Consider the following 12872-nt stretch of genomic DNA (forward strand, 5'->3'; position numbering starts at 1 on the left):
GAGTCGATATGAGCCATAGACGCGCTTCTCTGTAATGCTCGGCGTGGCCGCCGCCACACCCTCGGCGACGGCGACCCCGAGCCCGCGGAGGACTCCCTTGAGAGCACTACCCCTGATCGGCGCGACGGCCCTGCTGCTCACCGTCGCGGCCGCGGCACCGGCGCAGGCCGCCGCCGTCGCCGCGCCGGACATCCCGCTCGCCAACGTGAAGAACCACCTCTCCCAGCTGCAGTCGATCGCCACGGCCAACGGCGGCAACCGCGCGCACGGCCGCCCCGGCTTCCTGGCCTCGGTGACCTACGTCAAGGGCCTGCTCGACGCCGCCGGCTTCCAGACCCAGCAGCAGTCCTTCACGTACGGCGGAGCGACCGGCTACAACCTCATCGCGGACTGGCCGGGCGGCGACACCAGCGACACGCTGATGGTCGGCGCGCACCTCGACAGCGTCACCGCCGGGCCCGGCATCAACGACAACGGCAGCGGCTCGGCGGCGAACCTCGAGGTCGCGCTCGCCGTGGCCCGCAGCGGCTTCCAGCCCGACCGGCACCTGCGGTTCGGCTGGTGGGGCGCCGAGGAGCAGGGGCTGCGCGGCTCGACGGCGTACGTGAACTCGCTCAGCGCGGCGCAGAAGGCGGCGATCACCGGCTACCTGAACTTCGACATGGTCGGCTCGCCGAACCCCGGCTACTTCCTCTACGACGGCGACAACTCCGACGGCACCGGCTCGGGTCCCGGCCCCGCCGGCTCCGCCGAGATCGAGGACACGCTGGAGGCGTACTTCACGTCCATCGGCGTACCGACCCGGGGCACCGACTTCGACGGCCGCAGCGACTACGGCCCGTTCATCGCGGCCGGCATCCCCGCGGGCGGCATCTTCACCGGCGCCGAGGGCCGCAAGACCGCCGCGCAGGTCCAGCTCTGGGGCGGCACCCAGGCCGCGTTCGACGCCTGCTACCACCGGGCCTGCGACACGGTCACCAACATCGACGACACGGCGCTGGACCGGAACTCGGACGCGATCGCGTACGCGGTCTGGACGCTGGCCGCCGGCACCCCCGACCCCGGGCCCTCCGTCTACGCCGACGACTTCGAGACGGCCACCGGCTGGACCACCGACCCCGCCGGTACGGACACCGCCACCGCCGGAGCCTGGGAGCGCGGAGACCCCGCCGCCACCTCGTCCGGCGTGGCCACCCAGCTGGGCAGCACGGTCAGCGGCAGCAACGACCTGGTGACCGGCGCGGCAGCCGGGGCCAGTGCCGGCGCGAACGACGTCGACGGCGGCACCACCACGGTCCGGTCGCCGGCCATCACGCTGCCGAGCGGCGGATCCTCGCTGTCGTTCTCGTGGTACCTCGCGCACCTCAACAACGCCACGAGCGGCGACTACTTCCGGGTCCAGGTGATCTCCGGCAGCACCGCCACCACGGTGTTCAGCCAGGCCGGGTCGGCGGCCAACCGGGCGGCCGCCTGGCAGAAGGCGACCGTGAGCCTGTCCGCGTACGCCGGGCAAACCATCCGCCTGCAGGTCGAGGCGGCGGACACCGGCACGGCCAGCCTCGTCGAGGCGGCCGTCGACGACGTCGTGATCACGCAGTCCTGACGCCCGGGCCCCGGGCGGGGTGTGACCCGCACCCCTCCCGGGGTTCTTTCAGCGGATCTCCAGCGGGCGCTGCTACCGTTTTGCGGATGATCGGCAGTATCAGGCCGGGCTCGGCCCGGCCTTTCGCATCCCCGGCCCCGCCATGTTGATCCTGGTGGGCCTCCTGCTCGTCGTCGTGGTGACGGCCGTGACCGGCTACTTCGTCGCCCAGGAATTCGGCTACGTCGCGGTGGACCGCGGCCGCCTGCGCCAGGAGGCGGAGAGCGGCGACAAGGCCGCCGGGCGTGCCCTCACCGTCACCGAGCGCCTCTCGTTCGTGCTCTCCGGCGCCCAGCTCGGCATCACCGTCACCGCCCTGATCGTCGGCTACATCGCGGAGCCGTTCCTCGGCGCCGGCCTGGCCGACCTGCTCGGGGTCGCGGGGATCCCCGAGGCGGTCAGCCTGCCGGCCTCCCTGGTGCTGGCCCTCGTGATCGCGACCGTGGTCCAGATGGTCCTCGGCGAGCTGGCGCCCAAGAACCTCGCCATCGCCCGCGCCGAGACGGTCGCGAAGGCCCTCGGCCGGTCCACGCTGATGTATCTCACCGTCTTCGGCCCGGTCATCAAGCTCTTCGACCGCGCCGCGGAGCGCCTGCTGCGCCGGGTCGGCATCGAGCCGATCGAGGAGCTGCCCGAAGGCGCCACCGAGGAGGATCTCGAGCAGATCATCGCGGAGTCGCGCGCCGAGGGGCACCTCGATCCCGAGCTGTCGGCGCTGCTCGACCGGGGGCTGGACTTCCGCCGGCGGACGGCCTCCGAGGTCATGGTGCCGCGCGTCGACGTGCACACCGTGCAGGCCTCCGACCCGGCCGCGCAGGTCGTCACCCTCCTGGACACCGGCCGGTCCCGCTTCCCGGTCCGATCGGGTACGGGCGTGGACGAGATCGTCGGCGTGGTGGGCATCGCGGACATCCTCGCCGTGCCCCCGCCCGACCGGGCCACCGTGCCGATCTCGGCGATCGCCACCCCGCCGCTGTTCGTCCCCGCCTCGCTGCGCCTGCCCACGGTCCTCGACCGCCTCCGCGCCGGCCACCGCCAGCTCGCCTGCGTCGTCGACGAGTACGGCGGCTTCGCGGGCATCATCACCCTCGAGGACATCGCCGAGGAACTGGTCGGCCCGATCCGCGACGAGGACGACCTCCCGGAACCGGCCCCGGCCCGGCAGGAGGACGGCTCCTGGATCGTCCCGGCCCGCTGGCGCATCGACGAGGTCACCGACGCGACCGGCGTCGCCCTCCCGGAAGGCGCCGGCTACGACACGATCTCCGGCCTGGTGATGTCGCATCTCGGCCGGGTGCCACAGGTCGGCGACGCGTTCTCGCTGGATTCGGGGGCGGCGCTCGCGGTGCTGACGGTCGACCGGCACGTGCCCGGATCCGTACGCCTCTCCGCGCCGGTCGGCTCGGAGGTGGCCGGATGATCCCCGCCTCGCTCGCTTTCCTGTCCGCGCCGGTGGTTGTCATTCACCCGGGGGTGACTCGATGAGCACGACCTGGGCTGTTGTCTTCTCGTTCGTGCTGCTGGCCGGCAACGGCTTCTTCGTCGCGGCGGAGTTCGCCCTCGTGGCCAGCAAGCGCTACCGCCTCGAACACGCCGCCACCGAGGGCAGCCGGGCGGCCCGCGCGGCCCTCGACGGCAGCCGCGAACTGTCGGTGATGCTCGCCGGCGCCCAGCTCGGCATCACCCTGTGCTCGCTGGGCCTGGGCGCCCTCGCCGAGCCGGCGATCGAGCACCTGCTGCACCCGCTGCTGCACGCCGCGGGCCTCCCCGACGTGCCGAGCACCGTCATCGCCCTCGTCATCGCCCTGATCGTGGTGACGTTCCTGCACCTCGTCCTCGGCGAGATGATGCCCAAGTCCTGGGCGATCACCGACCCGGAACGCTCGGCCACCCTGCTCGCCCTGCCGTTCCGCGCCTTCGTCCGGCTCGCCCGCCCGGCGCTGCTGGCCCTGAACGGCCTGGCGAACCTCGCCCTGAAACCGTTCGGCGTGCACCCGCAGGACCAGCTCGCCCAGGCGCACGGCCCGGAGGAGATGAACATCCTGCTGGAACGCTCGCGAGCGGAAGGCCTGATCGGCGCGGAACAGACGGAACTGCTGACGAGCATGCTGCAACTCCAGCAGATGAAGGTCGGCGACCTCCTGATCCCGGACGACCAGCTCGTGACGGTCCGCCCGGACTCCTCGGCGCTGGAGGTGGAGGAAGCCTCGATGCGCAGCGGCCGGTCCCGGCTGGCGGTGCTCGCGCCTTCCTCCCGGCCCGCTTCCGCGGCTTCTCCGTCGTCTCCTTCCCGGGCTCCGTCCGCTTCCTCGGGTGCCGCGGATGTCGTGGTGGGTGTGGTGCACGTCCGAGAGGCGGTCCGGACGACCACGGCCGGCGCCTCGGCGACCGCCGAGGACCTCATGGACCCGCCGTTCGTGGTCGAGTCGAACGTGGCGGTCACCGACGCCGTCACCGCCATGCGCGCCGCCCGCGCCCAGCTGGCGATGGTCACCCGTCGCGGGGAAAGAGTGGGCTTCGTGGCCCTCGAAGACCTGTTGGAGCAGGTCATCGGCGAGTTCGACGACGAGACTGATCCCGTACCGGTGGGCAGGCGCATGCGCTGAGAGGGGTCCGACGATGGTCTTCGAGAAGGTGCTGCGCGCTTTCGGCGTGGGAGGCCCGGTCGTCGACACGGCCCTGGCAACCCCGGAGGCCTACCCGGGCGGCGAACTCCTCGGCGCGGTCCGCCTCACCGGCGGCGACTACGACGTGGAGGTCGAAACCCTGGCGGTCGGCCTGGTCACCCGCGTCGAGGCCGAGGACGGCGACGCCCTCGTCGAATTCCACCGGGCGTGGGTCGCCGCGGGCTTCACCCTCGCGGCAGGCGAGCGCCAGGACATCCCGTTCGCCATCACGCTGCCCTGGGAGACCCCACTGACCTTCGCGTACGGCAAAAAGCTGGCCGGAATGTCCCTGGGCCTCCGCACAGAACTGACGGTCGAACAGGGAGTAGACACCGACGACGCCGACGCGCTGACGGTGCACCCCCTCCCGGCCCAGGAGGTGGTGCTCGACGCCCTGACCCGCCTCGGCTTCCACTTCCGCCACGCCGACGTAGAACGAGGAGCAATCTTCGGCGTACGCCAAGACCTCCCCTTCTACCAGGAAATTGAATTCGACCCACCACCCGAGTGGAAACAAGCGATGGACGACCTGGAACTCACCTTCCTGGCCGACCCGGAGGGAGTGGAGGTAATCCTGGAACTGGAAAAACACGGAGGCCTCCTGCACCGAGCCGAGGACCGGTACGCCCGCCTCCGGGTAAACCACCTGGAAGCGGCGTCGAAGGACTGGGCGGCCGAGGTACTCCGGGCCGTCCGGGAGGCAATGCCCGCGGGTGCGGGGGAGTTCCCGGGGCCGGGGGGAGGGATGCACGCCCAGTGATCCCGCGAGCCGGGCTGCTGGTGGTGGCGGCTTGGCGCGGGCGTGCGTTCTGAGGCGTTCCGCGCGTTTGGCCGGCGGTTCTGGCGCTGCTTCTCGGCCTTGGCTGGCCGCCCTATCCGTCCCTCGTCCCGGCCCGCCTGGACGTTCCTCCCCTTCTTGCGCGGTCTCGTTCCGGGCTCGCGCTGTCTCGCCCCTCGCGCCGCCCCGCCTCGCCCCGGCCTCGCGCCGTGTCGGGCCGTGCCCGCCGCGCCCGTCTCGCCCCGGGCTTCGTGCCGTGTCGGGCCGCGTCCGCCGCGCCCGTCTCGCCCCGGGCTTCGTGTCGCGCCCGCCGCGCCCGCCGCGCCCGTCTCGCCCCGGGCTTCGTGCCGCGCCGCGCCGCGCCCGCCTCGCCCCGGCTTCGTGCCGCGCCGCGCCCGCCTCGCCCCGGCCTTGTGTCGCGCCGCGCCCGCCTCGCCAGGGCCCGCCGTGGGGTGCTGGCCTGGGGCGCGAGGTCTTCGTCCTGGAGGAGAGATCCGTGGGGTGCCGGCGGTGGCTATCCCGCGGTGGCCGTGGCGAGTTTGACGCCGAAGCCGACGAAGAGGACGCCGATCCCGGTGGAAGCCGCCGCGGACAGCCGGCGCCGCCGTCGGAACTGGCCCGCGAGGAACTGACCGCCGAAGATCAGCCCACTCAGGTAGAGCGCGCTGAAGAACTGCAGGACGGCGCCGAGCACGAGGAACGACAGGGCGGGGTGGGCGTACCCGGGCTCGACGAACTGGATGAAGAACGAGACGACGAACAGGATCGCCTTCGGGTTCAGCAGGCTGACGATCAGCGCCCGCCGGAACGGCCGCTGCATGCCCGCCCGGTCGGCACCCCGTCGCCGGGCCGTCTCATCACCGGCATCCGCGCCGCTGGGCACCGCGCTGCCGGCCGACTGCGAGCCGGTCTGCTCGAGAGGCCAGGGGCGGACCATCGTGTTGTCGGGCGCCTGCTCGCTGTGGGCGATCGCGTCGCCCACCGTGCTGCCGTTCGCGGTGCCCCGAGCCCGCCATTTCCGCCAGGCGCTCCGGATGATGCCGAGACCGACCCAGGCCAGGTAGGCGCCGCCCGCGTACTTGACCACCATGAAGATCGGCGGATAAGCCTGGAGCAGGGAGGCAACCCCTGCAGCCGCCAGCACCATCAGCACGGTGTCGCCGAGGAACACGCCGAAGGCGGCCCGGTAGCCGGCGCGCACACCCCGTTGAGCGGCAACGGACAGCACGAAGATCGAGTTCGGCCCCGGCAGCAGAACAATGGCGGCGGTGCCCAGCACGTACGTCCAGAAGTCGGTGATCCCCAGCACCCACCCATGCTCGGACCGCCGGCGCGGGAAGGGCACTCCTCCGGACAGCCAAGAACTTGTGGCCTTGAGCACCCCCACCACCCACTCCCTGTTCGCTGGACCTGCCGGCTCCGATCGGGCGTCAGCCCGCTGCCAGCCGGGTCCGCAAGCGTTCCCTGGCGGCCGGCCACTCGTCCACGGTCATCGCGAACAGCACCGAGTCGCGCCACGTGCCGTCGGGGCGTAGCCGATGTCGCCGGATCACTCCGTCCCTGCTGGCTCCGAGCCGGGCGATGGCCCGCTGCGAGCGTTCGTTGCGGATGTCCGTGTACCAGAACACCCGCTCTGCGCCGAGCACCACGAACGCGCGCTCGAGCAGCAGCAGTTTGGCCTCCGTGTTGACGCCGGTGCGCCACCAGCGGCGGCCGAGGATGGTGTGGCCGATGCCGAGCGCTCCCTTCTCCTCGTCCACGTCGTGGTAGCTGGTCATGCCCATGACCTCGCCGGTGGCAGGGTCACATTGCGCCCAGGAGATGCGTCCGCCCGCCCACTGCTGCTCTGCCGCGAGCGCCACCTGCTCGGCCATCTCCTCGTGCGTACGCGGCTTCGGGCTGGGCAGAAACTCCCACACCTCGTCGTCCGCCAGCGCGGTCAGGAGGCCGTCGACGTGCGCCGGCGCCAGCGGTTCCAGGGCGACGTGCTTGCCCCGCATCGGTGCGGCCGTTGTCCACGGTGACCGTCGCTGTGGCAGGTAGCCCGGGGCCGCCGATTGCACTCCGGCATCAGACTGTGGCGGGCCGGCCACGCGTTGGAGGGGCAGCACTCCGGCCCAGTGCGGCAGGGGGAGGTCTTCGGGCTCGTCGACGACTCCGCCTGCTCTCGCTCGTACGGAAACCTCGGTCAACGGCAGTGCGAGAACGACGGTGCTTGCCAGCTCGCGGTTGTTGGCCGGGCGGCTGTCGGCCGCTCGGCCCGCCCCCAGCTTCTCGACCAGGGCGGTCATCGCGGCAGCCTTCTCCGCCTCGTCCGTGACCGGCCGTGCCGTGCCGTGGGCGACCAGGGACCGATAGTTGGCGCTGTGATGGAACTGCGAGCGCGCGTAGACGAGCCCGTCCAGCAGGGTCACCGAGACGCAGACCCGCGCACCGCCATCGCGCGACGTCAGGCCGAGCCGGCCACCTGTGGACGCGTGTATATAGAGCGTCTCGCCGATGCGAACATGCAGCGTGGGCAACGCACGAGGCTCCCCGTCGACCACGAAGGCGACCGTGCAGTCCCAGGCCTCATCCAGGATCGCGTGCGCGGAGTCGCGGTCGTAGTGCATCCGGTCGCGGTTGCGGGTAGCCGTCGTCCGCTCGGTGAGCTGGTAGAGGTCGGTCACGGGGCCTCCTTGCCAAAGCTTCTGTACTAGTACAGAATCGCTGCTGTGCCAGAACAATATCAGGTCAGTGGTTCGACCGCCGCATCGATTTCCGGGAGCATCGAGGCCGGGGTCCGCAGCGGCGACTGGGTCTGGGGAGATGCGCTCCCGTCGATCCGGGTCCTCGCCGATCAGCTGCACGTCAGCCCCGCCACGGTCTCGAAGGCCTACCAGGAGCTGCGACAACGCGGCATCGTGGAGACCTCCGGGCGGCGTGGCACGCGCATCCGGCACCGCCCTCCGGTCGCCGGGCCGCGGTCCGCCATGCGGCTGCCCGTGCCGCCGGGCGCGCTGGACCTGTCCTCGGGAGACCCCGACGTCCGGCTGCTGCCCGCTCTGGGCAGGCATCTCGGCGCCATGTCCGAAGTGGTCGGCCCCCCTCTCGGGTACGCGGACGCCGGCGCGATGCCGCAGCTGATCGACGTGGCGCGCAGCCGTCTCGAAGCCGACGGCGTCCCGGTCGAAGACGCGTCCATCACCGTTACCAACGGCACCCTGGACGCCATCGAACGCCTGCTCACGACCCATCTGAGACCGGGGGATGCGGTGGCCGTCGAGGATCCCGGCTGGGCCAATCTCCTCGATCTGCTCGCGGCGCTCGGTCTGACGGCGATCCCGGTGCTGATGGACGACGAGGGTCCGCTGCCCGACAGCCTGTCGAGCGCGATCGAAGCCGGTGCGCGCGCCGCCGTCATCACCGCCCGTGCTCAGAATCCGACAGGTGCGGCAGTGACCGCCGAGCGCGCCGCCGCTCTCCGGGAGGCGTTGTCGCGCCACTCCGAGGTGCTGCTCATCGAGGATGACCATGCCGCCGAGCTGTCCGGTGTGCCGCTGCACTGCCTGAGCGGTGCCACGAGTTCCTGGGTCTTCGTCCGGTCCGCGTCCAAGCCGTTCGGGCCCGACCTCCGCGTCGCCGTGCTGGCCGGCGACGAGGCCACGATCGCCCGCGTGGCGGGCCGCATGCGGATCGGCACGGGCTGGGTGTCCACGGTGCTGCAACAGCTTCTGCTGCGACTCTGGCAGGACCCGGCGGTGGCGGAGCAGATCACGGAGGCGGGCAGGAGCTACGACCATCGCCGCGGTGAGCTGCGCGAGGCCCTGAGATCCCGCGGGGTCGAGGCCCATGGTCAGACCGGCATCAATCTATGGGTACGCGCAGCCGACGAGACGCGAATGATCACGGCCTTGCGGGATGCCGGATATGCGGTGGCTCCGGGCTCGCTGTTCCGCGTCGAGGCACCCCCGGGCGTACGGATAACGGTCAGCCCGCTCGACGAGGAAGCGATCGAGCCGCTTGCCGAAACCGTGGCCGCGGCGGCCCGCCCGCTCGACGTGGGCGTGCCTGGCCGATGATTCGCCTGCTCACGCTCGTTCGGGTGATGCCGCCGGGCGTGGACCGCGGGGGAGGGGGTAAAACGGTGGCATGCCGAGGACCGAGGCGCCCATCGGAGCGGAGCACTTCATTCCGCCCGGCGCGCGCGAGTTGGACGAGCTCAAGGCCGCCGCCGCGCACTGTGAGGGGTGTGAGCTCCACCAGAACGCCACCCAGACGGTGTTCGGGCGCGGAGCCGCCGATGCCCGGGTGGTCTTCGTCGGCGAGCAGCCCGGGGACATCGAGGATCAGAAGGGCCTGCCCTTCGTCGGCCCGGCCGGCCGGTTGCTGCGCGAGGCCGTGGACGACTCCGGCATCGACCCCGGCAACGTGTACATCACCAACGCCGTGAAGCACTTCCGCTTCGAGCTGCGGGGCAAGCGCCGCATTCACCAGAGCCCCGGGCCGGCGCACATCACGGCGTGCCGTCCCTGGCTCGTCGCGGAGTTCGCGCAGCTCAGGCCCGAGCTGCTGGTGGTGCTCGGCGCGACTGCCGCCAAGGCCCTGCTCGGCCCGTCGTTCCGCGTCACCCGGTCGCGGGGCCAGCTCATGCCGTGGCCGGCCTCCGCTCAGCACCCGGAGGACTTCCCGGTGGCCGAGCTCCAGGCGCTCGCCACCATCCATCCCTCCGCTGTGCTGCGGGCCGACGACCGCGACGCCGCGTACCGGAGCCTGGTCGACGACCTCAAGGTCGCCGCCACCGCACTTGCTTGATCAGTACGGGCTGAGCAGCGCGATCCGGCCGAGGCGAGCCTCCACGCCGCATCGATCGCCGTAGTGACTCATCTCTCACGGGGCGGTGCGCCAGCGCTCGCTCACGCCGGTGGCCGAGGCGCCGCGAGTAGGCTTCCAGGGTGCGATTGACGGACTTCTGGCAGCGCCTTGAGCAGGCTTTCGGCCCCCTGTATGCGCGCAGCTTCGCCGCCGATCACGCCTTCTCGGACCTGGGTGGACGGACGATCGACGAAGCCATCGCCCAGGGTGTCGACACGGCTACGGTCTGGCGAGCAGTGGTGGCCGCGTACCCCGATCGGGTGCCCGTACGGCTGCGCTGACCAGGTTTTCGTACGTTTGTTCTGGCGTGTCGCTCGATCGTCGTACACGTGTTCGGCTATTGTCGCGAGCGGCGTGGTCATCCACAGCTCACGGCCGGGCAGTCGTTTTCTGTCAGACCCAGCGTCTAGCGTGACCCGCGTGAACAGAAGCTCATCGGCGAAGACGCCTGCGAAGTCGAGTACAGGGGTGGCGGACATGGTGGCAGGACCTGACCGGGACAAGGCTCTCGATCTGGCGTTGGCACAGATCGACAAGCAATTCGGCAAGGGCTCGGTGATGCGGCTGGGAGAGCGGCCGGTCGTGCAGACCGCCATCATCCCGACCGGCTCCATCGCCCTGGACGTGGCGCTCGGCGTCGGCGGTCTGCCGCGCGGCCGGGTCATCGAGGTCTACGGACCCGAGTCCAGCGGTAAGACGACGGTGGCCCTGCACGCGGTGGCCAACGCCCAGCGGGCCGGCGGCATCGCGGCCTTCATCGACGCGGAGCACGCGCTCGACCCGGAATACGCGCGGGCTCTCGGCGTCGACACGGACGCGCTGCTCGTGTCCCAGCCCGACACCGGTGAGCAGGCGCTCGAGATCGCGGACATGCTGATCCGCTCGGGCGCGCTCGACATCATCGTCATCGACTCGGTGGCCGCCCTCGTGCCGCGTGCCGAGATCGAGGGCGAGATGGGTGACAGCCACGTCGGCCTTCAGGCCCGCCTGATGAGCCAGGCGCTGCGGAAGATCACCGGTGTCCTCAACAACTCCGGCACGACCGCCATCTTCATCAACCAGCTGCGCGAGAAGATCGGCGTCATGTTCGGCTCCCCGGAGACGACGACCGGTGGCCGCGCCCTGAAGTTCTACTCGTCGGTGCGCCTGGACGTGCGCCGCATCGAGAGCCTCAAGGACGGCACCGACGTGGTCGGTAACCGCACCCGCGTCAAGGTCGTGAAGAACAAGGTCGCCGCGCCGTTCAAGCAGGCCGAGTTCGACATCATGTACGGCAAGGGCATCTCCCGCGAGGGCTCGCTGATCGACGTGGGCGTCGAGCAGAGCATCATCCGCAAGTCCGGCGCCTGGTACACGTACGACGGTGACCAGCTCGGCCAGGGCAAGGAGAAGGCGCGCGAGTTCCTGAAGGAGAACCCGGACGTCGCCGCCGAGATCGAGAAGAAGATCCTGGAGAAGCTCGGCGTGGGCCAGACCACCGGCGACGCCGCGGGCGGCCCCGAACTCCCGCCGGTCGACTTCTGACCGAACCGCTCCCGGTGACCGGCCGGGGCGGGTGGGTTGCGCGTCGCTGAGGCGGCCACGGCTGTTTCTCCAGGCCTCCAGACCGCTGGGTGGGCTACGGCCGTTTCCCCGGCCTCTGGAACGCTGGATGGTTCCCTCGGGATCCGGACCGCTGGGGAGCGACGGCCGGTCCGTCGAGCCTCGGTGGCGGCGCTGTCGCGGGCGCTTCGAGGCGGTGCGGCTGGCTGCGGCACGTCCTTCGAGGTGGGTGAGCCGCGTTCTCCCCGGCCGCTCCGGCCGGGGAGGCGGCGATCGAGGCTTGACCGTCGCCGGCGGGCTCCTCGTCGCCGGCTTGCGCGCCCGAAGCCGCATGGCCGGCTCGGCGGGGCGTCAGGCCGGTCGTCGCAGCGGCAGGCAGCTCGAGCCAGGGCCCGGTGCCTGTTGCGGCCGCGCCTGCGCGTGTGTCAGCGCGCCACCGGGTAGCGGCTGGACAGGGCGGCGTGGGCCGGCACCGTCAGGCCCGGCCGGGCAACCGGGTCACGGCTGTGACCCGGTGGTGGCGTGCGCTGCGGGCGGTGGGTGATGCCGCGGGCGGCCGGGTGATTGAGTGCGATACGGGGATTCGAGGAGGCGTAGAGCAGTGGCCGGACGACGAGGGGCGCGGGCTGGGCGGGGCTGGGACGCGCTGCCTCCCCGGGCGGCCGGAGACGAACCGGCCGGACGCGCGGGCTCGGCTCGGGGGCGTGGCGGGAGGCGCACCGCGGACGGGGCTGAGCGTCCCGTGGAGCCGCCGAAATCCGAGTCCGAAGTGGCTCGGGAGATCTGCCTGCGGCAACTGGCCGTGCGGCCGCGGACCCGTGCGGAGCTGGCCAAGGTGCTGGTCCGTAAGGAGATCTCCGAAGAGGTGATAGCCGAGGTTCTCGACCGCTACGACGAGGTCGGCATCATCGACGACGCCGCGTTCGCGCGGGCCTGGGTGTCCAGCCGGCACCAGGGTCGTGGTCTGGCCCGGCGCGCCCTCGCCAACGAGCTCCGGCAGCGCGGGGTGGACGCGGAGGTGGCTGGCGAAGCGCTGGAGACCCTCGACGAGGACGAGGAGGCGGCGACCGCCCGGGCGTTGGTGGACCGCAAACTCCGTACGGCCACCGGCACGCCCGACCAGGTGTTCCGGCGGCTGGTGGGCATGCTCGCCCGCAAGGGCTACCCGGCCGGGGTGGCCATCCGCGCGGTGAAGGACGCGCTGGCCGCCCGGGACGCCGAGGCGGCCGAATTCGCCGACCAGATCGACGCCGACGCGATGGCCGACCAGGAAAACGACAGTCTCTCCTGACGTCGCAGGCAACAGCTCCCGGCGGCGAGATTGCCCTTGCCTCTGCCGTCCCGCAGCGGACCACCTCGCCCGGGCGTGGATGGCAAGGCTTGTCGGTGC

At 71.7% G+C, this 12872-nt stretch carries 11 protein-coding genes; 9 read left to right on the forward strand and 2 right to left on the reverse strand.

Annotation, left to right across the window (positions count from 1 at the left end):
- Nucleotides 1-34 precede the first annotated feature (34 nt).
- The 4 genes from CLV70_RS25240 to CLV70_RS25255 all read left to right on the forward strand — a co-directional run bounded on the left by CLV70_RS25240 (nt 35) and on the right by CLV70_RS25255 (nt 5068).
- A complete protein-coding gene (locus CLV70_RS25240) occupies nt 35-1603 on the forward strand; it encodes a M28 family peptidase (protein WP_106129091.1) in 1569 nt (522 codons plus the stop codon).
- Between the two features lie 142 nt (nt 1604-1745).
- On the forward strand, nt 1746-3062 hold the full coding sequence (locus CLV70_RS25245) for a hemolysin family protein (protein ID WP_106129092.1): 1317 nt from the start codon (nt 1746-1748) through the stop codon (nt 3060-3062).
- 61 nt (nt 3063-3123) lie between these two features.
- Nucleotides 3124-4248 (forward strand): CNNM domain-containing protein, encoded by a 1125-nt coding sequence (locus CLV70_RS25250; RefSeq protein ID WP_106129093.1) that lies wholly within the window; start codon nt 3124-3126, stop codon nt 4246-4248.
- Nucleotides 4249-4261: 13 nt separating this feature from the next.
- Nucleotides 4262-5068, forward strand: a complete 807-nt coding sequence (locus tag CLV70_RS25255) for a sporulation protein (RefSeq protein WP_106129094.1) — start codon at nt 4262-4264, stop codon at nt 5066-5068.
- A gap of 532 nt (nt 5069-5600) precedes the next feature.
- On the opposite strand, the gene CLV70_RS25260 is transcribed toward CLV70_RS25255, so the two are convergent.
- Nucleotides 5601-6395: a leucine efflux protein gene (locus tag CLV70_RS25260; protein ID WP_158277825.1), complete on the reverse strand. Its 795-nt coding sequence runs from the start codon at nt 6393-6395 to the stop codon at nt 5601-5603.
- A 121-nt stretch (nt 6396-6516) separates the two neighbouring features.
- Nucleotides 6517-7755 (reverse strand): bifunctional pyridoxamine 5'-phosphate oxidase family protein/GNAT family N-acetyltransferase, encoded by a 1239-nt coding sequence (locus tag CLV70_RS25265; RefSeq protein WP_245908450.1) that lies wholly within the window; start codon nt 7753-7755, stop codon nt 6517-6519.
- A 45-nt stretch (nt 7756-7800) separates the two neighbouring features.
- On the opposite strand from CLV70_RS25265, the gene CLV70_RS25270 reads away from it, so the two are divergent.
- From CLV70_RS25270 to CLV70_RS25290, 5 genes are all read left to right on the forward strand, one after another.
- Nucleotides 7801-9147 (forward strand): aminotransferase class I/II-fold pyridoxal phosphate-dependent enzyme, encoded by a 1347-nt coding sequence (locus CLV70_RS25270; RefSeq protein ID WP_106129096.1) that lies wholly within the window; start codon nt 7801-7803, stop codon nt 9145-9147.
- 70 nt (nt 9148-9217) lie between these two features.
- Nucleotides 9218-9880 carry a UdgX family uracil-DNA binding protein gene (locus tag CLV70_RS25275; protein ID WP_106129097.1) on the forward strand — a complete coding sequence of 221 codons (663 nt, stop codon included), beginning with the start codon at nt 9218-9220 and terminating at the stop codon, nt 9878-9880.
- A gap of 140 nt (nt 9881-10020) precedes the next feature.
- Nucleotides 10021-10221 carry a DUF3046 domain-containing protein gene (locus CLV70_RS25280; protein ID WP_106129098.1) on the forward strand — a complete coding sequence of 67 codons (201 nt, stop codon included), beginning with the start codon at nt 10021-10023 and terminating at the stop codon, nt 10219-10221.
- 196 nt (nt 10222-10417) lie between these two features.
- Nucleotides 10418-11464, forward strand: a complete 1047-nt coding sequence (gene recA / locus CLV70_RS25285) for a recombinase RecA (RefSeq protein WP_106129263.1) — start codon at nt 10418-10420, stop codon at nt 11462-11464.
- 619 nt (nt 11465-12083) lie between these two features.
- Complete coding sequence (locus CLV70_RS25290; protein WP_106129099.1) at nt 12084-12773, forward strand: regulatory protein RecX; 690 nt, start codon at nt 12084-12086, stop codon at nt 12771-12773.
- Nucleotides 12774-12872 lie beyond the last annotated feature (99 nt).

The sequence above is a fragment of the Pseudosporangium ferrugineum genome (assembly GCF_003002065.1).
GTDB lineage: Bacteria > Actinomycetota > Actinomycetes > Mycobacteriales > Micromonosporaceae > Actinoplanes > Actinoplanes ferrugineus_A.

What these genes read in the sequence shown, in the direction of transcription:
- CLV70_RS25255 (WP_106129094.1), top strand. Translation starts at nt 4,262, where the DNA reads ATGGTCTTCGAGAAGGTGCTGCGCGCTTTCGGCGTGGGAGGCCCGGTC.
- CLV70_RS25275 (WP_106129097.1), top strand. Translation starts at nt 9,218, where the DNA reads ATGCCGAGGACCGAGGCGCCCATCGGAGCGGAGCACTTCATTCCGCCC.
- CLV70_RS25245 (WP_106129092.1), top strand. Translation starts at nt 1,746, where the DNA reads ATGTTGATCCTGGTGGGCCTCCTGCTCGTCGTCGTGGTGACGGCCGTG.
- CLV70_RS25250 (WP_106129093.1), top strand. Translation starts at nt 3,124, where the DNA reads ATGAGCACGACCTGGGCTGTTGTCTTCTCGTTCGTGCTGCTGGCCGGC.
- recA (WP_106129263.1), top strand. Translation starts at nt 10,418, where the DNA reads ATGGTGGCAGGACCTGACCGGGACAAGGCTCTCGATCTGGCGTTGGCA.
- CLV70_RS25240 (WP_106129091.1), top strand. Translation starts at nt 35, where the DNA reads ATGCTCGGCGTGGCCGCCGCCACACCCTCGGCGACGGCGACCCCGAGC.